This window comes from Pontibacter vulgaris, from assembly GCF_022758145.1.
GTDB lineage: Bacteria > Bacteroidota > Bacteroidia > Cytophagales > Hymenobacteraceae > Pontibacter > Pontibacter vulgaris.
Genome location: NZ_JAJVDH010000002.1, coordinates 918686 through 944018 on the forward strand (window position 1 = coordinate 918686; position 25333 = coordinate 944018).

A 25333-nucleotide genomic window follows, 5' to 3' on the forward strand; every position below is an offset into this window, starting at 1 on the left:
GTTTTAGTGTTAAATCACTTCTTGTTATGTTTAGTCTGTTTAAATAAAATAACGATTTAATTATAATGTGAATTGTTGTATGTGATATTGTTTGATTAATTGAGTTTTTGTATTGTTTGGCAAAATAAATCCTGTTTACTTTAGTATTTGAAACAAGTTTTATGGCTTTAATTGCCTTGTTTATAGGATTTGAGCCCAAGGTTTATGTTGTATTGCTTTAAGCTGGTGATATAATTAAATTTTTATGTATAAACAATTGTCTTGTAAATTATCAAGGCGGGTATATTTTTTTTGTCTATGATTAATTCAATATTAAGGTTTAATTGTGTTTTCTTTTGTAATAGGAATAAAAATTAGAAGAAATGAACAGTTTGCTTCAGGAAAAGCCACGAAACTCAAATTGAAAATTACTTGATACTACTGGCAAAAAAAGTAAGGGCAATACTAAAAGTATAAAGCGCCCTTCTGATATCGCTTACCAGTACCTGAAAACTGAATGAGCTAAAGTGGCCTTCAGTAGTCATTCAGAGGTTCTGAAATAATTGCACCGACAACACTACCACTACTATATGAGAATAAACTTTACTCAAAAATTTAATTTCCTGTTTATTATTTGCCTGTCAGGGTTGTTGCAGTTAGCAGCATCCCGCAGCTTATATGCGCAAGGTAACAGCGTCCCGACATTTAATGTCGACCTTACCGGAAGCCCTAATGGCACCTGGACATCTGCAGCAGTTACCAGAAACGGCCAGGTATGCAACGTTGATAAGAATAGCAACTGTGTTAAGTTTAATATAACACTGGATAAAAATGCCGGAGGGCTGGAGTTTGCTATTGCTTCGGGCCCGGTTCCATCCGGATCTATGGCCTACCAGATTAATTGTGGCCCACCTATACCGGTAGGGCAACCTATTTGTGTGAGTGGAACCGGCCCGCACGTTCTTACTATCTGTATGCCGGGTGGGGCCAGTAACACATACGTGGTTAAATCTATTGCGGCCTTTACTGAGGTTCCGGATGTAGCTGTAACGACTGGCTGCTCTACCATACTGCAAGCTCCTATTGCATTTGAAGAAGCAAGTATAACCTGGAGAGATGTATCTGGAAAGGGTTATGAAAAGTACCTGAGCTTCCCCAATGGAAAGTCGGCTCCTGTTGTAACACCGGATGCAAGTGCTCCTGCTTACGTAGATTATGAGGTTTGCGGAAAGTCTGTAGCTTCTGCCTGTTCAACTTTGCCTTATTGCGATGTGGTGCGGGTATACTTTTATCCTCCGCCAGTTGTAACAGTAGGTCCAACCCCGGCTATTATTTGCCCGGGAGGCAGTGGTGTGGTGTTAACCGGTAATATATCCGGCGGCGATGGTAATTTTGATTACATATGGACTGATGGCGCTGGTAAAGTTGTTGCCAACACGCAAAGCTATACTGCTACAGTTGTAGGCACCTTTACCCTGGAAGTCAGAACCCGTAATTACCCGACTTGCCAGAAATTTTCAGCTTCAGTTAATGTAGTTACTGACCTTACAGTAAATGCCGGTCCAGATCAGCTTGTCTGTTCTTCAAACCCGGTGCAGTTAGCAGGCGCAGTAACGGCAGCTACTGGTGGCGTGTGGAGTGGGGGAACCGGTACGTTTGCAGATAAGAATGCTCTAAATGCTGTTTATATACCTTCGGCAGCCGATATCAGTGCAGGTTCTGTTAGGCTAACCTTAACCTCTACCGGTAATGGATCCTGTTCTGCTGTAAGCGATGAAGTCCTGATCACTTTCTATAATATGAATGTGAGCCTTACGGGCTCATCAACGATTTGTAACGGAACATTGGCCAGTATTACAGCTAACGTAACCGGCGGGCAGGGTGCTGTAACTTACCGTTGGAATACAGGCGAAACCACTGCAACTATTACTAATAAGCCTGCAGGAACTTATACGGTAACTGTCAGTGACGGGCAAAGCTGTTCCATTGTAAAATCATTTACAGTTACACAGGTTAATGGGCCATCAGATTTCACAACCACGCTTAAGCCATCTACATGTGGTAACAGTAACGGCGAAATCGTGGTTGGTGCTATAACAAGTGGTACAGCTCCCTATACCTATAGTAAGAATGGTACAAACTTTCAGACATCTTCCACCTTCGCAGGTCTGGCAGCAGGAAGCCATACCATTACGGTAAAAGATGCCAATGGCTGTACGTTTGCAAAAGCTTTCACCCTGACCAATACTCCAGGGCCAACTGCCGTGACAGCTACAGCACAGCCGGCTAGTTGTGTTAATAATAATGGTACTATAGAAATGGGGACAGTAACAGGGGGAACGGCTCCTTTTACATACTCTGTTAATGGCACCACTTTCCAGACCGGCACTACATTCTCGGGTCTGGCTTCAGGTTCTTATACTGTTACGGCTAAAGATGCCAACGGCTGCGTAGTGACTACCTCGGTTGCAGTAGCCAAGAGCATGCCGACTGGCTTTACGGCCGCAGCTGCTTCCTCTACCTGTGGCAACAGCAACGGAACTATCACTGTAGGTGCAATAAGCGGTGGCGTAACTCCCTATACTTATAGTACAAATGGTACTATCTTCCAGGCATCAGCAACGCTTTCGGGCTTAGCTGCCGGCACACATACTATTACAGTAAAGGATGCCAACGGCTGTACGTTCGCAAAGCAGGTAACGGTAAGTAATATTGCAGGCCCTTCTGATATTTCGGCTACGCTGAAACCTACTACATGTGGTAGCAGCAACGGCGAGATCGTGGCAAGAGCAGTTGGTGGTACGGCTGGTTATACTTACAGCAAAGACGGAACAAATTTCCAAACCAGCTCTACTTTCACAGGATTGGCAGCCGGTAGCCATACCATCACGGTAAAAGACGCCAACGGCTGCACCTTCTCCAAAGCCTTTACCTTAACCAATACCGCTGGGCCAACTGCTGTAACCGCTTCCGCTCAGGCAGCCAGCTGTGCCGACAACAACGGCAGCATCATGGTAGGGCTTCCAACAGGTGGCACAGCCCCATATACTTATTCTATCAACGGCGCCACTTTCCAGACAGGCACTACATTCACAGGCCTGGCTTCGGGTACTTATACAGTTACGGCTAAAGATGCCAACGGCTGTACGGTAACTACCTCGGTGGCGGTGGCCAAAAGTATGCCGACTGATTTTAAGGTAACAGCTGTCGCTTCAACTTGTGGTAACAGCAACGGTAGTATAACAGTTGGCGCCATAACCGGTGGTTTTGCTCCTTATACTTACAGCAGAAACGGTACAACGTTCCAATCAACTGCTTCCTTTACAGGTATTGCAGCCGGAACTTATACCATCACAGTAAAAGATGCAAAGGGCTGTACTTTCGCCAAAGATATTGTGGTTAGCAACATTGCTGGCCCATCCGATCTTGCGGTTTCTGTAAAAGCTTCTACCTGCGGTAATAGTAACGGAGAGTTTACAGTAGGCACTGTTACTGGTGGCACGGCTCCTTATACTTACAGTATCGATGGCATAAACTATCAGAGCTCGTCTACTTTTGCTGCCAGGTTAGCAGGAGAGTACCAGTTACGGGTAAAGGATGCCAACAGCTGTATCTATACTGAAGCAGTAGTGGTACCAAATGTTGCTGGTCCTGCTTTTACTGCGGAAGCACAATCTTCTACCTGCGGCAACAGCAACGGCCAGATCAGCATAACCGTAACTGGTGGCACGGCACCATACACCTACAGCAAGGATGGCACTACTTTCCAGACTTCATCCACATTCAATAATATAGCTTCTGGTACCTATACCATCACAGTAAAAGATGCTAATAACTGCTTACAGACTTCATCGGTAACGGTAAACAACATTGCTGGTCCTTCAAACTTTAATCTGGCTAGCACCTCTACTACCTGCGGAAGCAGCAACGGTAGCATCAGCGTTGGTGCGGTAACAGGCGGCACTGCTCCTTATACTTATAGTATAGACGGTGCAAACTTCCAAAGCTCTACTACTTTCGGAGCTTTGACTGCCCGCGGCTATACAGTTACAGTAAAAGATGCCAACGGCTGTACTTTCGCTAAGACCATAACAGTAACAAACATTGCCGGCCCGACTGACTTTGTAGCTTCAATCAGCACTGCCACTTGTGGCAACAGCAATGGGCAGTTTACAGTCAGCAATGTTACGGGCGGAACAGCTCCTTATACTTATAGTATAGACGGTGCTACTTTCCAGAGCTCGGCAACTTTTGCAGCACTGGCAGCCAACAACTACACTGTAACTATAAAAGATATTAACGGATGTACGTTTGCCAAGCCAGTAACGGTAGGCAACATGGCTGGCCCAACTGGCTTTACAGCTGTGCCTCAGGCATCAAGCTGTGGCCGCAACAATGGTAGCATCAGGGTAACGGCTATTGCCGGTGGCGTGGCTCCTTATACTTACAGCAGAAACGGATCTACTTTCCAGACTTCTGATACTTTCTCAGCGCTGGTGGCTGGCACCTACACGATCATGGTGAAAGATGCGAATGGCTGCGTATTTACCCAATCTGTAACAGTAGAAGATGTAGCTGGCCCAACTGATTTTGTTCTGGCAGCTGCCTCCTCAACCTGCGGAAACAGCAACGGAACTATAACAGTTGGCATAGTAAGCGGTGGTGTGGCGCCTTATACCTATAGCAGCAACGGCACTACCTTCCAGACGGGGAACAGCTTTACGGCATTGGCAGCCCGTACTTATACCATAACAGTTAAAGATGCCAACGGCTGTACTTTTGCCAGGCAGGTAACTGTCACAAACATTGCCGGACCTACCAACATGCTTGCCACGCTAAAAGCTACCACTTGTGGCGCCAGCAACGGTGAGTTAACTGTAACTGACGTGACAGGTGGAACTGAGCCTTACACCTACAGTAAAAACGGAACTACCTTCCAGGTGTCTGCAGTATTCACAGGTTTGGCAGCAGGCTCACACTCTGTCACGGTTAAGGATGCCAACGGCTGTACCTTTGTGAAGAGCTTTACCATCACCAACATTGCCGGACCAACAGCTGTAGCAGCTTCTGCTCAGCCTGCCAGTTGTGCTAATAACGATGGTGGCATTGCAGTGGGTAACGTTACGGGCGGAACTGCTCCTTATACTTACTCCATCAACGGTACTAGCTTCCAGCCAGAAAATACTTTCTCCTCACTTGCTTCGGGTACTTATACCGTAACTGCCAAAGATGCCAATGGCTGCGAAGTAACTACCTCAGTTAATGTTGGCAAAAACGTGCCGGCAGCTTTTGCGAGCTCTTCTGTTTCTTCTACCTGCGGTAACAGCAACGGTAGCATTACAGTAGGAGCCGTAACGGGTGGGTTTGCACCGTATACTTACAGCAAAGACGGAAATAACTTCCAGGCATCAGCTATCTTAACTGATTTTGCTGCAGGCACACATACTATCACAGTTAAAGATGCAAGAGGTTGTATCATTGCCCGCCAGGTTGCAGTTACTAATGTTGCTGGTCCTTCTGATCTGATAACTTCCGCTACTGCATCTACCTGCGGCAACAGCAACGGGACTCTAACCATAACAGGCGTAACAGGCGGCACGGCTCCTTATACTTACAGCAGGGATGGCGCAACCTTCCATGCTTCTGCCACCTTCACGGCACTGGCTTCCGGCACACACACCATCACGGTAAAAGACGCCAACGGCTGTACGTTTGTGGAAGAGGTAATCATCAACAATGTAGCTGGCCCGGAATTTACCGCAACGGCTCAGGCTTCTACCTGCGGTCGCAGCAACGGTAGCATTACGGTTAATGCAGTAACTGCAGGCACGGCACCTTATACCTATAGTATAGACGGCACTAACTTCACAAACTCAACTACTTTTACAGGTTTAACAGCTGCAACCTACACCATCACCGTGAAAGATGCGAATGGCTGTTTACTGGCTAAAACAGTAGAAGTGGAGGATGTTTCCGGTCCGGGTAATATGACCCTGGCAAGCGTAGCTTCAACCTGCGGCAGCAACAACGGTTCTATATCGGTTCAGGCCGTAAGCGGCGGCACTGCGCCTTATATTTACTCTATCAACGGTACCGATTTCCAGAGTGCATCCACGTTTGCAGCAGTGCTGGGAGGTGAGTATACCGTAACTGTAAAAGATGCCAATGGCTGTACGTTCAGCAAGAAAGTAGCAGTGGAGAATATTGCCGGCCCAGCCAGCTTAACTGCCACTACTACAGCTTCTACCTGCGGTAGCAGAAACGGAGAACTTACTGTTACAAATGTTTCGGGTGGAACAGCTCCTTATACTTACAGCAAGGATGGTGTTAACTTCCAGGCGTCAGCTACTTTTACAAATTTGCTCGCAGGTCAGCATACCATTACGGTAAAAGATGCCAATGGCTGTACTGTTGCAAAAGCCTTCTCAGTAACAAACATTGCCGGACCTTCGGCGGTGGCTGCCACTTCACAGCCGGCTACGTGCGCTGATAACGATGGTAGCATCAGTGTTGGAGCAGTTACCGGTGGTACGGCCCCTTATGCTTACTCTATCAACGGCACCAACTTCCAGGCAGGCACCAGCTTTACAGGGCTTGTATCCGGAGCGTACACGGTAACAGTAAAAGACGCCAATGGCTGCCAGGTAACTGTCTCAGTAACTATAAACAAGAATGTGCCAACCAGCTTTGCCAGCTCTACTGTTTCCTCTACCTGCGGCCGCAGCGATGGAAGTATAACTGTTGGTACTGTAACGGGCGGCACGGCTCCTTATACATATAGTATAAACGGCGGTGCTTTCCAGGCTTCTGCTACGTTCACAACGCTTGCTGCTGGCTCTTATACTATAGCGGTTAAAGATGCCAATGGCTGTACCTATGCCAGAGAAGTAGCAGTTAGCAATGTGTCTGGTCCGGTTTTCACAGCAACTCCTCAGAAGACAACCTGTGGTAGCAGTAATGGCAGTATAACTCTTAGTGCTGTTACCGGTGGAGTAGGGCCTTATGCTTACAGCATAGATGGCAGTACATTCCAGAGCTCTACTGTATTCGCAAACCTGGCGGCCGGTACTTATACTATCACAGCAAAAGATGCGAACGGTTGCCTTGGCACCAGAACAGTAGTTGTAGAGGATATTGCCGGGCCTTCAGAACTTGACCTGGTAGTAGCTTCTTCTACTTGCGGCAACAGCAACGCCAGCATTACCATCAGCAAAGTAACAGACGGTACGGCACCTTACACTTATAGCAAAGACGGCACAAACTTCCAGGCAACGGCTGCTTTTGCAAACCTGGCTGCGGGTACTTACACCATCACCGTAAAAGATGCCAACGGCTGTACGTTCGCGAAAGCAGTAACGGTAGAGAAGATTGCCGGCCCTGCCGATCTGAACCTTGTAGCCACCGCTTCTACCTGCGGCAGCAACAATGGCGCTGTTACGGTTAGTGCAGTTGAAGGTGGTACTGCTCCGTATACTTTCTCAACAGATGGTATAAATTTCCAGAGCGAAGGCATTTTCAAAATGTTAGCAGCGGGTGAGTACACAGTTACTGTAAAAGACGCCAACGACTGTACTTTTGCCAAGAAAATAACGGTTACAAACATTGACGGACATGCCAACCTGCTTGCTGACATTAGCTCTTCAACCTGCGGAGCCAGCAATGGTGCGTTAAGCATTACAAATGTAACAGGTGGTACTGCTCCTTATATGTATAGCAGCGATGGCGTCAACTTCCAGGAGTCTGCTGCCTTCACAGCACTGGCTGCCGGTTCTTATACCATCACCGTGAAAGATGCCAACGGCTGTACGTTCGCCAAAGCCTTTACAGTAACTGACATTGCCGGACCTTCGGCAGTGGCTGCAACCACACAAGCTGCTACCTGCGCCGACAACGATGGTGTTATCCGGGTAGGAATGGTAACCAGCGGAACTGCACCTTATACTTACTCCATCAACGGCAACGACTTCCAGGCAGGTACAGTTTTTAATGCACTGGCTTCGAGAGCCTACACAGTCACTGTAAAAGATGCCAACGGTTGCGAAGTGCGTGCATCAGCTACCGTTACAAAAGACGGACCGGCTAAATTTGCAAGCGCTACGGTAGCATCTACCTGCGGACGCAGCGACGGTAGCGTAACAGTAACGTCAGTAACGGGCGGCACGGCTCCTTATACTTATAGTATAGATGGTCTTACCTTTCAGAATGCCGCAACTTTCGCATCGCTTGCTGCGGGTTCTTACACTATCACCGTAAAAGATGCTAACGGCTGTACGTATGCCGGCCAGGTGCAGGTAACTGATGTAGCCGGGCCTTCTGATCTGGTGGCTTCTGCTCAATCTACAACCTGTGGTGCGAGCAACGGCTCAGTTACTGTTGCATCTGTAATCGGCGGCACAGCACCTTATACTTACTCCATTAATGGTGCAAACTTCCAGGCTTCCGCTGCCTTTACGGCGCTGGCAGCAGGCGAGTACCAGGTAACGGTGAAGGATGCCAACGGTTGTATTTTCACGAAGGTAGTTGTGGTGTCTAATACCAATGGTCCTTCTGATTTTGCTATGGATCACCAGGCAACTACATGTGGCGGAAGCAACGGCCAGATCAGTGTGCGAAATGTTGCGGGTGGTACGGCGCCTTATACTTATAGTATAAACAAAGGTGCTTTCCAGGCTGCTGCTACTTTTAGTGGTCTAACGGCTGGTACGCATACCGTTACAGTAAAAGACGTCAACGGCTGTACGTTCATTAAGACAGCAGTTATTGAGGATGTAGCCGGGCCTGCCGGATTTGAAGTAGCGACTGCTTCTTCCATTTGCGGGGCCAGCAACGGCTCTGTTTCGGTGGGTGCGGTAACCGGCGGCACAGCGCCTTATACTTATGCGCTTGATGGGGGTGCTTTCCAGGCATCAGCTTCCTTTACAGCAGTACTTGCAGGCGAACATACGATCACGGTAAAAGATGCCAATGGCTGTACAGTTGTTGAAAGAATAACGGTAGGAAACATTGCCGGTCCAGCTAGCCTGACTGCTGATATCACACCAGCATCCTGTGCTACCAATGATGGTACCATTACAGTGAAAACAGTTACAGGCGGAACAGCACCTTATACTTACTCGATTGATGGAATTTCCTACCAGCCTCAGGCTACTTTTACAGGACTTTCTGTGCGAGAGTACACGGTTTATGTGAAAGATGCAAACGGCTGTACGACCCAGCAAACAGTTGCTGTGTCGTCTAAGGGGCCTAAAGATGCTGTTGTTACTGCTTCTCCTTCAGCCTGTGGTAAGAAGAATGGCGCTATTACCATCGTTTCTGTTACGGGTGGTACACTGCCACTGCTTTACAGCATTGATGGTACAACCTTCCAGGCATCAGCTAACTTCCAGAACCTGGCTGCCGGAAGCTATACCGTAACTATTAAAGATGGCGAAGGCTGTACATTTACAAAGAGCCAGAATGTTGTGAACATTGGTGGAGCTGAATCCTTTAAGGTAACAGTTACGGACGCCGGTTGTGGCAATAATAATGGTAAAATTGTTATCAGCCAGATCATCGGCGGACAAAGCCCATATACTTACAGCATAAACGGCACTGCTTTCCAATCCTCAGCGGAGTTCCTGAACCTGGCCGAAGGTTCTTACCAGGTGTCGGTAAAAGATGCTTCGGGATGTGTTAAAATTGAAACGGCCACCATTAAAAACAGCCCACCTGTTACGAATGCGAAAGTGTTAGTGTCTGCAAGCTGTGGCCAAACGAAAGGCCAGGTGCAGGTGCAGGAAGTAACCGGCGGCACAAGCCCTTATACTTACTCACTGGATGGCAAGAACTTCTCTGCCTCCGCCACGCTGACAGATGTGCTTCCGGGTACTTATACACTTACTGTAAAAGACGCCAGCAACTGTACTTATACTACGCAGGTGAAAGTAGCAAGCACCGAAAGTAAAGTGAAGCTTGTGCAGGATGTGAAATGCGCCGGTGAAACCAACGGTACAATTGCCTTTACTACAAAAGGCTGGAACGAGAAGACAGAGTACAGCATCGACAACGGTCTCACTTTCCGAAAAGATTCTGTATTTACAAACCTGCCAAAAGGTAACTACAAACTGATCACCCGGTTCTCTCCAACCTGTACGATTACTGTGGGTACGGTAGAAGTAAAAGAGCCTGCACCGCTACAGGTAACTGTTACACCACTTACGCCTGCCGTTGGCCTGACTGGCAAAGGCAGTGCCTCGGTTACGGCTACCAGTGGTGGTAAAGCCCCTTATACTTACCAGCTGGATAACGGCAGGTTCAGTACCGAAACTCTTTTCGAGAATTTGAGTGCGGGAGAGCATGCGCTGTTGGTGAAGGATAGCAATGGCTGTACTACTCAGGTTAAGTTCACGATAGAGTCTGCAGAATCTACTGATGATCCGGAACGCGAGATAACTGATGTCGAAATTCCGACCGGATTTACACCGAATGGCGATGGTACCAATGATACCTGGGCGCTCAAAAACTTATCTGTACGCTATCCTAACTGCAGGGTAACAGTTTACAACCGTTGGGGTAGCCTGGTGTTTGAGTCGGTAGGTTATAAGCAAGAGTGGGATGGTACGCATAAAGGCAAAAAGCTGCCGGATGGTACTTACTACTTTATCATTGAGCTCGGCGATTCCGAAGTGCCTATCAAAAAGTCAGTAACCATTATGCGTTAAAACCGGCCGTTAACTCACCATCAGTATTTTATGAAAAAGTATATATTCTTAATATCCTATCTGCTGGCGGCCGCAGCTGCTGTGGCCCAGCAGAAAGCTTTGTACAGCCAATACATGTCTAACCCTTACCTGCTCAACCCGGCGGTGTCGGGGTATGAGAAGGACCTGAATATCAAGGCCGGCTTCCGTAACCAATGGGTAGGATTTGAAGGTGCACCTAAAACCTTTTACCTGAGTGGCGAAACTGCCTTATTCCAGAACAGGAGAAGAAGCAGGAAAAAAAACCAGGCCTATCATGGAGCAGGAGGCTATGCCTACACCGACAACACAGGCCCGACCACCCGTACCGGCGCACTTATCTCGTATGCCTACCATGTGCCTATCAATAGAAAGATGTATCTTTCTTCAGGGGTATTTGCAGGCTTTCAGCAGTTTAAATTTGACCCGAATAAAGTGCAGCTGGCAGACAACTCGAATGACCGCGACCCGGTTACGAATGCCGGAGGAATTAATGCTTTTATGCCTGATGTGAGTGTAGGCGCTATACTGCAGGCAGAGAAATTTTACGTAGGTATGTCGTTATTTCAGGCGCTGGGTAACAAGATTCCAACAACAAATGATACTGATTCTGATAGCCGCCTGACCAGGCACTTGTTCATATCAGGCGGGTATAACCTGGATCTGAACAAAAATATTACGCTGGTACCTTCTGTATTGCTGAAATATGTTAACCCAGCTCCCTTGCAGGCTGATATTAACCTGAAAGGGATTTATAGTTTCAGTAAAAGACGCAAAACAAAGTATGATGACCAGGTTTGGGCCGGACTGTCTTACCGGACGCAGGATGCCGTGGTTGGGCTGGTTGGTATTCAGTTGCTGGAGCAGTACCAGATGAGTTATTCTTATGATATCACAGTTTCCCCTATGAAGAAACACAGTGCAGGCTCACATGAGATCATGTTTGGTTTTAGAATGAAAAAGTAGGTAAAACCGGTTACAAGGTTTACTCCCACTCTAAGTATAAATTATAAACAATAAAAGCCAGCGCAAATGCGCTGGCTTTTATACTTCAAATTATGGTATACTTATTCGTGTGCGTCTTCGTCGGCACGGGCAGAGCTGCCATTAATTAACTGCCCGAAGAAGATGCTGTTGAGGAATAACTTGTTGGTGCCATACCAGAAAGCGCGGAAGTTCGGATTATCCGTCATCGCGATTACTTTGCCGCTGCCAATAGCCGAAACCGTAATGGCCGCGCTGTTCTGCAGTTGCTTCAGATTTGGTTTGGAGATGTAGCCGCTCAGCAATGGTTTTGAAGTATAAACCAGCGGGTTGGCGTAAGGGCTTTTAGAAACCTCCATAAAGTAAGTATTGTCGCGGAACACCGGCAACTTACTGTTATAGTAACCATAGCCCAGCGGGTGTGTCAGGTCCAGGGTAGTTTCAAAAATAGCACCGCCAATTACCTGAGCTCCTGTTCTGTTGCCCATATCTGCATAAGGCTGGCGGGTGGTGTCGTTGCTTTCGCCGTTTTTAAAGCTCATGTTTCCAATCTTGTTATCGGCCAGCCATTTTGCAGCGCCCCCTAACGCTACCAGCGTACCACCGCTCTGCACCCAGTTACGCAATTTGGCTTTCCCATTTTCAGAAATATCACCATAGTTGCCATCCGCCATTACCAGCACATTATACCTGCCCAGGCCGGCACGGTTAAACGTTTCCAGCGACATCATGGTTGGTGTCATGTTAAAGCGGTTGTCGAGCAGGTGCCAGGCTTCACCCATATCGTTGCTGTTTACGCCGCCGCCTATCAGCATGGCAACTTTAGGTTGAGTAAGTGGTAAAAACATCGGGCTACCCAGTTTTATACCTTTCGGGTTAAAGCCGGTGCTCATGTTATAAATAGTGATGCCGTTTTCAGTGGCTACTTTGGTTAAAAGCTGGTGAAGTTGGTCTGTGTTCAGTTGCTGGCCATTTACCGGAATCATGATGGTACCATAATCAAACTCTCTGCCATCGCCAGTCGAGAATTTATCGGTTGCTACTCTGGCCTGCACGCGGTTCTGGAACAGCGTGTTCAGGGCGCGCGGTGCGTAATAGCCATGCCATTCAAATACGTACGCATAGTCGCTTTTGCCTCCAACTACTTCACCTTTCGGCATACTTAATTCTTTTACACGCTCGCCTAGCTGGCTGCCCTTTAGATTTTTCAGGTTGGCATGCTCCAGGTTAAAAGCCAGCGGGAAAGTCCAGGCGGATATGTCGTAGAACAGGCTGTCCTGGAACTTGGTGCGGCGCTCAAACATGGCCTCAATTAGCTTGTACTGCGGCTGGTTGGTGGGCACGATGTAAGCATTTTCCGGCGTATAGGTCACGTTGTCTACCTTGAAAGATTCTTTCGGGCGGTATACTTCGATCTGGTGTTGTTTGATGATCTCGGCTAAATGATAAGCACGAACTTTGTCTTTTTCGGAGCCGAAAACATAAGCTGCAAAAGGAGCTTTGCGTGCTGCCTGTGTTGCTTCTTTGTAGAAATCGCGCTGATGTGCTAGTAATTCCTCGCGCATGTTCTGCACCGCCTCTAACGTAGATAAAGTAGTGGTAAACTGGTTGCGGATGGTGAACGGGAATGACAATACACCGTTGGTACTTTCCTGCGCATGACCGCGTGAGCTGGCCTGCTCAAAAAGTATACCTACTGCGCCGTTTACATCCGGGTAAGTAGAGCCTTTGCCATAATAGAAGTCGTCGTAGCTTTCTTCGGTGTAATAAAACGAGCCGATCTTATCAAGCGCTTTGGCATGGAAGCCACCAATTTTCTGCGTCAGTTTGAAGTTGTTGGCAGGCGTGAGCGGGTGGTTACGGCTTGGTATGCCCGGCTGAAAGAAGAAAGTAGCGTTGGTGCCCATTTCGTGGTGGTCGGTTAGTACGTTTGGCTTCCACTCATGAAACTTTGCCAGACGCCCTCTCGATTCAGGGTGCTGCAGCGGCAACCAGTCGCGGTTAAGGTCGAACCAATAATGGTTGGTACGGCCGCGTGGCCAGACTTCGCTAAATTCTTCGCTGTTCGGGTCGGTAACCAGGTTTTTGCTGCGGTGCGAGTTTACCCAGCTGGCAAAACGGTTCATGCCATCTGGGTTAATGGAAGGATCAACAAGTATAACTGTCTCGCTGAGTAACTTCTCTATTTCCGGGCCTTGTGCAGCTGCCAAATGATATACTGCCAGCAAAGATGCATTGCTACCGCTTGGTTCGTTGCCGTGCACACTATAGCCCATCCAAAGTACGGTTGGCATTTTTTTGATGTCGAGGTTGCCGGAGGCGCTCGGGTCTGTCAGTTTTTTATGCTGCTCTTTTATACTCTGGATGTTCTTGTGGTTTTCAGGCGAGGTGATGGTGAGCAGGTATAACGGCCTGTTTTCGTGGGTGCGGCCATACTCTTCCATGGTAATGCGGTCCGATATCTGGTCCATCTGGCGCATGAACATGACCAACTGGTCGTGGCTGGCGTGCCATTCGCCAACCTCGTAGCCAAGTATGGCTTTGGGAGTAGGGATGTTAGGGTTATAGGTTACATCTTTGGGCAGGTAATAACCCAGATTTGCCTGCGCTATAACCTGCTGGCTCAGAAGCACCAGCGCCGCTATAGCGAATGCGTAAAGTTTTTTCATGGGTGACATGTTAAGGGAATTAGGGATTAGTTTGCTAACTGCAATATGAATTTTTACAGAGGCTTTTCCAAATATCAGCGCGAGGTTGTTAAAGAGGTTAGGTAATAGGTCTTGTTAAGATTATAAAAGTAAAAAGCCCTGCTTTTGAGGCAGGGCTTCTAATCAAATGTTTCTCAGTTTTTTTTATTAGCTAAACTTCTTAGGCCTAGCTTTTAGAGTTGTTTCACGCTGCAACTGTCGGCGTGTGCCGGAACTAACAAAGTATAAAACAAAACCTGAAAGTATGGTAACCATGCCTGCAATGGAAAATACCCGCAACAGCAGGTTTCCGAAGTTGTCGCGGCCCTGGTAATCCATAGTATGCAGCATCCAGAGGAAATCAAAAACACGCCATTTATTGTTCCGGAACCTGGTTACTTCGCCCCGCTCAGCAGCTACGTAAACCGTAGTATTGGTAGGGTGGTCCATGGTAACAGCCCAGGCGGGTAAAGGGCTTTCGCGGTACTCATGGTGGCCATTTATGTTTTTCTCAGTGAGGTATTCAACTTGTTTAACCTTGGCCTTATCGCTGAAACTTAGCTGCGCCATCTGTACGGCTTCCTGCTTTGTAAGCGGCGCCCGCAACTGGCCTGTAGCTGCTACTGCTAACTGCGTTTGCTCATGGGCATGGCCATTAGCTGTTGTAAAATAACTTACCTGGTACACCGGCTCGCCCAGCACATCTACCAGCTTCACTGATTTAATTTCCTTTGCCTGGGGCAGGTTGGTTAATACCTGAGCCGGCGAAACAAGCGATATTTCCTTGCTGAAGAAAGAAGCGTGGTTGCGTTGGTGGTCGCCGTGTATTTCATCTATGTCGCTCCAGCTAAAGTATAAGCCGCCTAATGTCCATAGTATAAACTGGAGCCCGGTAAACAAGCCCAGGTAACGATGTGCTTTGCGAATGCGGAGGTGTGTCTGGCGTTTCATGTTAAATTGTTCTTACACAAATATAAAGAACTCTTACGGCATAACAGTGCCTAACTTTTTAAATATAGTACGTTTTCTATATTTATACTTATTCGATATGACGTTATAATATTTTTATAAATATTGTTTTTTGAATGAAACTTATTTTATTATTATCTGTACATATCTTTTATTAAGTCAATTCTGTATAAAATTTAACATAAAATACAGGTGTTTAGTAGCTGTTTAGAAGCTTTGCAGGCGCTTAAAAGTTATAAGCTTAGGCAAGCTATGCTCGTGCATTATCATAACGCCCCGTTTTTACCGCCAAACGATCTATAAAAAATAATATAGTTGTTTGAGTATGGCTATACATTCATGGGTTTAACCTCCTGAAAGTATAACTACAGGCTTCGCTATGCTTCTTCGTTGCCACTATATGGCTAAAGTATAATTTCCGATTTAACTGATCCTTTATTCACCTCCGAAGGGAGGCATCCAAACCCTAATAACCCAATATTATGCAGAAAAATTTTACAAAACTGATCTTACGGGCAGGATCAATGCGGCAATATGCAATTGTCGTTGCGAGTTTATTGCTCGTGCTGGCAGCAGCAGCATATTTACGCGCAGCTGTAGGAATAACTGTAACCGGCGGAACCCCCATTACTATTTCCGCGGATCTTGCAGCCAATGCCACTTTGTCAACTCCAACCTATACTGTGTTGGGGCCTATAAACTTCAGGGAGAGTTCGACGAAAGATGAGTTTGGGGCCGGCAGTAAGACAATCGAAATTAATGCTCCTACCGGATGGAGTTTTTATTCTACAGCTCCTCATGGCATTACTGTTACACCTAATCAAATTGACAATGGTGCTAGAAGTATCAATGCAACTATTACCAGTGTTACTGCATCAAAAATTACCATCACTTATACAGGTGCTGTAACGAATAAGCAAGAAGAAATTACTATATCCGGCATTAAAATAATAGCTTCCCTTGGAAGCTCTGCACCAGAAACGGTAAAAGTTACAGCTGGAGGTACTCTTTTTACCACTTCTGTTGATATTCTTCAGATTAATCATGTGAATGGTACAGCCAGAACAATAGAATTTAGCACACAACCAGGAGGAGCATTAATAGATGCTTCTTTAAATCCGCAACCATCCATAACGCTTAAAGACCAATTTGGAAAGATCACTACAACAGGAGCAAGTGCTACAAATTCAGTAACAATAGCTTTGGGCACTAACCCTAGTGGTGGAGTTTTAAATGGTACTAAAACAGTAGTAGCATTAAGTGGCGTGGCTGCCTTTTCTGGGTTAAATATAGACAAGGCAGGCGTTGATTATACTTTAGTTGCAAATGTTGGTTCTTTAACAGCAACGAGCAACCCTTTTACTGTTAACAATAAACAGCCAATTATAGCAAGTATCAATAAAGAGGATAATTCGGCCTTATGTCTTTCTGCTGGAGATGCTGGACTTACAATACGCATCAATGGTACTAACTTCATGTCAGGCTCAACTGTGCTTGTAAATGGTGTTTCCAGGGCAGCAACATTTATCAGTGCTTCTATCTTAACAACCACGATTACTACCGGGGAGTTAGCTACAGCCGGCAGTTTAAGTATTGTAGTTAAAAACCCAACCCCAGCTCAAAATAACGGCGCATCGGATGCTGCGACTCTTACAATAAACCCACTGTTAACAGCCGGATCTATTACAGGTGCCGGCGATGTTTGCGTTGGTACCCAGGGCAAAACCTATAGTATAGCTGCCGTTACGGGCGCTAAATCTTATGCTTGGGCTGTAACGGGAGATGCCACCATTGTTTCAGGGCAAAATACCAGAACTGTAACTCTGGACTTTGGAAGCACAGCAGGAGATGTTGAACTATCGGTGCGTGTGCTTAACCAGTGCGATAAACCAGGTGCACCTGAAACGTTGACTATAAAAGTCGGTTCTCTGGCAAAACCGGAGATTACCGCTGAAAGCTCTACTGAGTTTTGTACAGGTGGAAGTGTAACGTTAAACGCTCCTGTTCAGGAAGGGTATACTTACCAATGGAAGCGCAACGGTGATGATATTGGTAATGGCGAAGCAAGTATAGAAGTAAGTACTTCTGGTAGCTATAGCGTAGTTATAACCAGCGGCGCCTGTACTTCAACTTCAGATGCAGTAGCTGTTACCGTAAATACTCCTCCAACAGCTACGATCAGTGGCAACTCCTCTTTCTGCGCAGGCAGCTCCATAACACTAACAGCAAATACAGATAAAGGCACCGTTTTCCAATGGTATAAAGATGGTGTGCTTATTCCGGATGCTGATGATGCAACACTTACTGTAGATGCAGCACTACAGACTGTTGATGAAGCCAGTTATACAGTAGCAATTACAGATGCAAAAGGCTGCGCTACAACGTCAAATGCAAAACTGGTAACTAAAACGCCATTGCCTGTAGCCACCATTGCGCCTGCGGGGTCAGTTGCAATTTGTGCTGGCAGCAAAGTAACCCTGACAGCAAGCGAAGGAGATAGCTACGAGTGGAGCAATGGAGCAACAACGCGTTCAATAGAAGTTTCGGCTGCCGATAGCTATACTGTAGAAGTTACTACAAATGGTTGTTCTGCAACTTCGGAGGCAGTAGAGGTTACGGTTAATCCGCTGCCAACTGCCCTTGCCGGTGCCGACCAAAATGTGTGCGATAACGCAATAGTTACATTGGGTGGCGCTGCTAATTCAAACTATACTTATAGTTGGGAGCCAACTGCAGGTTTATCAGACCCGGCCAGCGCTAACCCTACCATTACTGTAGATAATTCAACAAACAATACAAAGACCTATACTTTTACGCTCACTGTAACCGACAATGAAACAGGTTGTACCGATACCGATGTTGTTAATATCAATGTATATAAACCGGTAATAGCTACAGCAAATGTGCAGGAGCCTGTGTGTACGGGCGGTACTATACAGCTAAGTGCAGCAGGCGGTACAAGTTATGAGTGGAGCGGCCCTAATGGCTATACTTCTACACAACAAAACCCGGCTATTGCCAACGCAGCTGCAACTATGGCCGGCACTTATACTGTAACTGCCAGAAACGCCGGTGGCTGCGAGTCTATTGCTACTGTAAATGTGGTGGTAAATGAATTGCCAACAGCCACTATTTCCGCTGACGGTCCTTTAACTTTCTGTGCCGGCGGCTCTGTTGAGTTAACAGCCAGTTCAGGCGAAAGTTACCTGTGGAGCAACGGCGCTACAACACCATCTATAACAGTCAGCACTACTGGTAATTATACTGTCAGGGTTACGAATGCGGCAGGCTGTTCTGCAACTTCAGCAGTTACCAGTGTTACGGTTAATCCGGTGCCCGTTGCCGAAATTGTGCCTAGCGGCTCTACCACTTTCTGCGCCGGCGGCTCTGTAACATTAAGTTCTAAGAATACTGCTGCAGGTTATACTTATGCCTGGTATAAAGATGGCGGTACAACAGCAGTGGGTACAAGCAGCACGTTAGCCGTGTCGGATGCCGGTAGCTATACTTTAGAAATAACCAGCAGTGCCGGTTGCTCTGATATGTCGGTGGCTACGGTTGTAACTGAAACACCATTGCCTGTAGCTAATGCCGGAACAGATAAAACTATATGCTCCGGAGGAAATGCGCAATTAGGTAACGCTGCAGTAGCTGGCTATACTTACAGTTGGTCGCCTGCTACAGGCTTATCGAGCACAAGTGCGGTGCAGCCTACAGTAACGCTAACCAATACCGGAACAGCACCTGTAACGCGCACTTATACTTTAACTGTTACTGCCAATGGCTGTACATCTATTGCAGATGAAGTTACCGTTACTGTTAACCCATTACCAGTCGTTACACTAGGTAGTTTTAATGATATCTGCGTAAGCGCAGGGACAATTACTTTATCTGGTGGTTTGCCGGCAGGGGGCAGTTATTCCGGCCCGGGCGTAAGCAACGGCCAGTTCGATCCTGCTGTAGCTGGCGTAGGTACAAAAACGATCACGTATACTTTCCAGGATGCGCAGGGCTGTAGCAACTCAGCTACGAGTACCATAACCGTAACTGCTGAACCAACTGTTACACTGGCGGCTTTCAGCCCTGTTTGTGTAGATGCGCCTGCATTTGCGCTTTCGGGTGGTTCGCCGGCTGGGGGCTCCTATACCGTAAATGGTACCGCTGCTACGCAATTTAATCCGGCTACTGCAGGGGTTGGTACACATACTATCGTATATTCTTACTCTCTGAATGGTTGTACCAAAACAGCAACCCGATCTATAGTTGTAAATCCGCTGCCAACAGCAAACGCAGGTGAAGCTCAGGCCAAATGTTTAGCCACAGATGGAAAAGCAATCTTCAACTTATCTGGTTCAGTTACAAATGCTACGCCAGCCTGGACTGTGTTCAGTACAAGTGGTGGCGCAACAGCTACTGTAACAAATGCCAACACGCTTACTCCTACAGTAACAGTTTCGGGTGGAACAACGGTGGGTGCAGTAACCATGCGTTTAACAGCCAGCAGCAGTTGCGGCTCAGTTACCAGCGATGTTGTACTAACTGTTAATCCTCGCCCTATAGCTAATGCCGGCACCGACCAGACAAAATGTACTTCAGGAGCAAGCGTATTATTTACACTTGCAGGTGTTGCTACCAACGGAACCGGCCAGTGGTCTTTCCAATCTGCAACACAAAGTGCATCGGCTACCATTGCTGACCCGGATAAACTAAATTCGGATGTTACCTTCAGTGGCATTGGTAGTGTAACGCTGCGCTTAACTACTACAGGACCATGCGGCACAACCACCGATGATGTGGTGCTTACCGTTAATCCTACACCTGTAGTTACCGTTAATAGCCCAACCGTTTGTTCCGGTTCACAAGCTACTGTTACAGCAAGCGTAACTGGCGGTACGCCGCCATACCGTTATGAGTGGACAGTGCCTGCAGGGGCAATTAAACCGGCAAACACAGTAGGCACCTTTCAGACTTCAGTTGCTGGTACTTATAGTGTTATTGTAACCGACAAAACCGGTGCCGGCTGCGCCAGCGCCAGTGCTTCGGGTGTAGTAACTTTAACACCTGCGCCTACAGCTAATGCCGGTGCTGCTCAAACTAAATGTGTGGCAGGTGCTACTACCTCGTTTACGCTTGCCGGATCGGGTAGCAACGGAACGTTTATGTGGAGTGTAGTGAGTACTACAGGCGGAGCCACTGCAAGTATAACAAACCCTACGCAGTTAAACTCGGGGGTTGTTGTTACAGGCACAGGTTCAGCTACCCTGCAACTTACAACTACAGGAAATGCGCCTTGCGGCTCAGCTACAAGCACGGTTACGCTTACCGTTAATCCGAACCCGGTAGCAACCTTTACAGGTGTAACCAACGGGCAGGTTTTATACTCCGGAGGCAGCAATGTAACCCTGACACCTACAGTAGCCGGGGGTACTTTCTCCATAGTAGGCGGAGGGGCCGGAATTACAGGTAACACGTTCTCGCCTTGTACTGCCCTCGGAACTTCAACAGAAAAACAAGTAACCATCCGGTATACTATTACTTCAGGAACATCTCCTAACCAGTGTACTTCAACTGAAGAGAAAACGGTAACGGTTAAGAAATCTACTTATACCATTGTAGTAAAAGCTACCCCGATGCCGTTCTGCCGAGGCGATAATGTTAATTATGAGACCTTTGTATACAGAGATGTAGCGAAAGTAACCTATCCATACTTAGTGGACAGCCAGGGCAGGCCGGTTTATGCAAACGGAACACTGGTTCCGGCGGGCAGAGCAAACTTACCTGTCGCAAATGATAAACCAGTAGCTGAAGGCGGATATCCTTTCCCGGCTGGTACACCGGATATAATTAAAAAGTATGGATTCAGATTTTTTGAGCCAATAGTAGAAAAAGGAAACGGCGAACAAATGGACCCAGCGCTGTTTACTTACCAATGGACCAAAAACGAAGGCAATGAAAGGAAAAATGACCTTTACAAAACCTCCGATGCCGGCTTGTCATCCATGGACTACTATGGTGTATATGTTACTTCTAAAAACAGCAGCACGTGTCTTCCTACACTTTCCGGGCAAATATCCGACAGAAAGTATAGCGCTGAAATAGAGGAGTATACCATAGCCTTAACTGCTAACCCTGTGTGCCAACCAGGCACAATAAACTTTACCGCAACGCTTAACTCTGCTTTCCCTTACTGGAGCACAGCTAACCTGCAGGTAGAGCTTGTTAGAACAAGAGGTAATTTAGTGTTGGCTACTGCTACTTACAATGGCACTAACACCTTTAACTTCTCTTTCAACACAGCTACTACAGACCTGGTAAATGGCGATGAAGTATATGTTAGGTTTAATTCTATAATCGATCAGTACAGAGTCAATACAAAATGTACCGGATCGTCTAAATCTAATACTGTTACTATACAGATAGATCAGCCTGCTGCCATAACTACAGATATATCTGCAACGCCGCAAAACAAGTGCGAAGGCGAAACAGCAACTTATACTGTAAGCGCAACCGGTACCGGTATTCAGTTTGTGTGGTATAAAACTGGCTCTACCGATCCGCTTGCAATCGGAGGCAATATTAGCGTACAAAATACAACTACTAGTACTACATCTACCAGCACACTGACTATAGCCAATGTTGCAGAAGCCAATGAGGGGCAATACTATGTGAAGGTGAGCAACGCAGCTACTACTGCATGTACTACAACAGTCCAGTCCGGAAATGCTACGCTGGTAGTTAATCAGCTGCCACTTGCAAGAACGGTGTCTGGCAGTACATTCTGCCCTCTTACTTCGCCTGTAGGTGGTAACATTGAGTTGCAAGGTTCTGAATCCGGTGTTGTTTATACTTTGAAAAAAGGCACTGCTACAGTTGAAACAAAGACTGGTAATGGTAGCAACCTGGTGTTCGGCCCTCATGCCGAAGGTACTTATATAATAGAAGCCGCAACTGCCAGTAACTGTACAAATAGTAATGTAGGCCAGGCCACCATTACAAAAACAGAACCGCCTTTTGTAACCGGCGAAATGCAAATCTTCTGGCGTAATAACACGACTACCTGGGAAGTGCACGCAATTTCTGACCACGAAGAAAAAGGAGTAGACATGACCGGGTTTACTTATGAGTGGTACACCGGAACTACAGAGGAAAACGCCATGCTATTAACAACTACCACTTATCCAGCAGATAGTATCATGATTTCTAACCCAACGACAAGCAGTTATGTTAAATGTGTAATCAAGGGGCCTGACGGAATGTGTATTGAAAGCTTAATGCTGGATAACAGGGAAGTTGTTCCACTGCCGGTTGAGATTATGTACCTGAAAGCTGTGAAACGTGGAAACGATGTGGTGCTGCGTTGGGCAACTGCCATGGAGCGCGATAATACCGGTTTTGAAGTACAAATGTCAGAAAACGGTTATACTTACAAAACGCTGAGCTTTGTGCCAACACGCAATGGAAACGCCGCAACCAAGCAGGAATACGAGTACATAGACAGCGAGAATGGTAAGTATGGCACCCGCTACTACAGGCTCAAGCAGATTGATGAGGATGGTTCCTTCAAATACTTCGGGCCGCAGGCTATAACGATGGGCGAACTGGTGGAGCAGGTAAAAGCATACCCGAACCCATTCCGCTCAGAGATTAACCTTGAAATGAATGTTGAAACAGAAGGAGATATGCTGATAACTGTAACCAACTCTATCGGCAAAGTTTTACTTGAACGTACCGTGCAGGTACAGAAAGGTATGAACACTGAGCGCCTGGTGCTGGATGCAGCATTGCCACGAGGAATATACTTTATAACTACCCGCATGGGCGATGATACAAACCATTTCAAATTATTAAAACAGTAAGCAAATTAGGGTTTATAACAAAAAGAGCCGGGTATTTTACCTGGCTCTTTTTACTTATAGGCTATTTGGTTTTCAGCTTACAGGGCAAGCTGGTGTGCTTAAGGCAAAATTATAATACCTTAACTTTTATACTTGTAGGCTGCTGCTGTGAGTGGTATACTTTATGTGTAGCCTTGATAAAATCTTCTTCGTTGGCTTTAAAAATATTATCTACATACTTCTGCGGGTTGCGGTCTACGAGCGGGAACCAGGTACTTTGAACCTGCACCATAATGCGGTGGCCTTTCTTGAAAGTATAAAGTACATCCTGCAGCTCCACATTAACAGGCGTTACCTGGTTTGGCGTAAACGGCTCCGGTTTTTCGAAGCTGTTACGGAAACGGCCACGAAAAACTTCGCTGCGAACCATTGCCTGATAGCCACCCATTGGCTTGTTTGGCTGGTGCGGGTTAGCTTTCGCAGAGTCAGGGTATACGTCTATCAGTTTCACAACCCAGTCGGCATCGGTTCCGGTTGTAGCTACTTTCAGTTGTGCCAGTATTTCACCTGCCAGCGTTACGTCATCGGTCAGTACTTCAGTCTGGAAAGCCAGTACATCGGGGCGGCGGCTGGCAAAGCGCTGGTCGTCGGTCATGTATTCGCGCGTCATGCCAGTTGCAACTGCTTCTGTAAAAGGTACTGGCTTGGCCGGATCTGAAATGTATTCGCTTGCTTCGGCTTCGCCTTGTTTTGGCGCCTCAAAGCTCAGTTTACCATTGGCATGGAAGTATAGAGTTTTCTCCTGCGCATTTTTAGGAGGCCATACTTCAAACTCGCGCCACTTGTTGTTACCACCTTCAAACATAACGGCTTCCGGTAGTTTAACATCAGATTTGGCATCGCCTTTCAGGTAATGGCTGAAGAATTTAGCTTCAACCTCCTGCTGATACCACGGCGAGTTTTTCTGCCCGAAGTATACATTGCCCAGATTAGATCCATCAGTCCTTGCCCAGCCACCGTGTACCCACGGGCCCATTACCAGCATGTTTGTCAGCTTCGGGTTGTTCTTTTCTATTGTCTGGTAAATCTTCAGCGGGCCGTACAAGTCTTCTGCATCGTACCAGCCGCCAACAGTCATTACGGCAGTGCCTTTCAGGTTTTTCAGGTGTGGGAGCAGGTTGCGGTCCTGCCAGTATTTGTCGTAGTTCGGGTGTTCCACCATGTCGTTCCAGAAAGCCACGTTGTTTTTGTAATACTTATCGTTGGCATTCTTTAGCGGCCCCATGCGCATGAAAAACTCATAGCCATCGGGCGTGCCATGGTTGAAACCGGGGTTGCGCTTGGTAGTTGGTTCGGGGCGGGGCAGGCCAAAGCTTGCCAGGAAGTTAAAAGCATGTGGCAGAAATGTAGCGCCGTTGTGATGGAAATCATCCCAGAACCAGTCGGCAATAGGGGCCTGCGGCGATACCGCTTTAAGTGCTTTGTGGTTACTCATGAGGCCGGCAGCAGCATAAAAGCCCGGATACGAAATACCCCACTGGCCAACGCGCCCGTTATCGTTTTTTAGTTTTTTGGTAAGCCACTCAATGGTATCGTAAGTATCGGAGCTTTCGTCAATGTCTTTTTTGCCTTTTTTGTTCGCAACATGCGGTGTCATGTTCACAAACTCACCTTCCGACATGTAGGTGCCTCGCACATCCTGGTACACAAAAATATATCCGTCGCGCAGCATGGTAGAAGAGGGGCCAAGCGATGTTTTATAGTCCGCACCGTACGGGCCAACCGAATAAGGCGTGCGGTTCATCATGATCGGGTACTTCTTCGACTGGTCTTTGGGAGAATACACCACGGTAAAAAGCTTTTTGCCATCGCGCATCGGGATCTGGTACTCTGCTTTCGTGTAATTACCGCGAATGTAGAGCGAATCCTGATTTACTTTTTGCGCCATGGCACCGGTTGCACTTAACTGCCAGAGCAGCACCAATGCAAGCAAACGGAGCAGCGTTAAAGGTTTGTTCATCTTAGTTTTGTGTTAAAAGTATAGTGTGTTTAGGTGGTTGAATATAATAATAATGAAATATAAATAACAGCCCAAAGGCTACCGTTAAGCATTGAGTATCAGAGTTTCTTTAGTTATTGATTTTGTATATTATATTAATTA

General features: G+C 46.9%; 6 protein-coding genes. 3 read left to right on the forward strand and 3 right to left on the reverse strand.

Annotated features, from left to right (window positions below):
- Nucleotides 1–569 precede the first annotated feature (569 nt).
- Together LWP20_RS05155 and LWP20_RS05160 are read left to right on the forward strand one after the other, a co-directional pair.
- A complete protein-coding gene (locus tag LWP20_RS05155; protein ID WP_242927042.1) occupies nucleotides 570–10679 on the forward strand; it encodes a T9SS type B sorting domain-containing protein in 10110 nt (3369 codons plus the stop codon).
- Nucleotides 10680–10709: 30 nt separating this feature from the next.
- Nucleotides 10710–11663, forward strand: coding sequence for a PorP/SprF family type IX secretion system membrane protein (locus tag LWP20_RS05160; RefSeq protein WP_242927043.1), 954 nt, complete (start codon nucleotides 10710–10712; stop codon nucleotides 11661–11663).
- 101 nt (nucleotides 11664–11764) lie between these two features.
- Here the strand turns inward: LWP20_RS05160 and LWP20_RS05165 are convergent, their stop codons facing one another.
- Together LWP20_RS05165 and LWP20_RS05170 are read right to left on the reverse strand one after the other, a co-directional pair.
- The gene (locus LWP20_RS05165; protein WP_242927044.1) at nucleotides 11765–14350 is read right to left on the reverse strand and encodes a M14 metallopeptidase family protein; all 2586 of its coding nucleotides are present in this window, start codon (nucleotides 14348–14350) and stop codon (nucleotides 11765–11767) included.
- Between the two features lie 186 nt (nucleotides 14351–14536).
- Entirely contained in the window at nucleotides 14537–15319 is a 783-nt protein-coding gene (locus LWP20_RS05170) for a PepSY domain-containing protein (RefSeq protein WP_242927045.1), read from the reverse strand.
- 500 nt (nucleotides 15320–15819) lie between these two features.
- Here LWP20_RS05170 and LWP20_RS05175 point away from each other — a divergent pair, with 500 nt between their 5' ends.
- Nucleotides 15820–23193 (forward strand): Ig-like domain-containing protein, encoded by a 7374-nt coding sequence (locus LWP20_RS05175; protein ID WP_242927046.1) that lies wholly within the window; start codon nucleotides 15820–15822, stop codon nucleotides 23191–23193.
- A 109-nt stretch (nucleotides 23194–23302) separates the two neighbouring features.
- Here LWP20_RS05175 and LWP20_RS05180 read toward each other — a convergent pair whose 3' ends face one another.
- Nucleotides 23303–25192: a CocE/NonD family hydrolase gene (locus LWP20_RS05180; RefSeq protein ID WP_437179398.1), complete on the reverse strand. Its 1890-nt coding sequence runs from the start codon at nucleotides 25190–25192 to the stop codon at nucleotides 23303–23305.
- Nucleotides 25193–25333 lie beyond the last annotated feature (141 nt).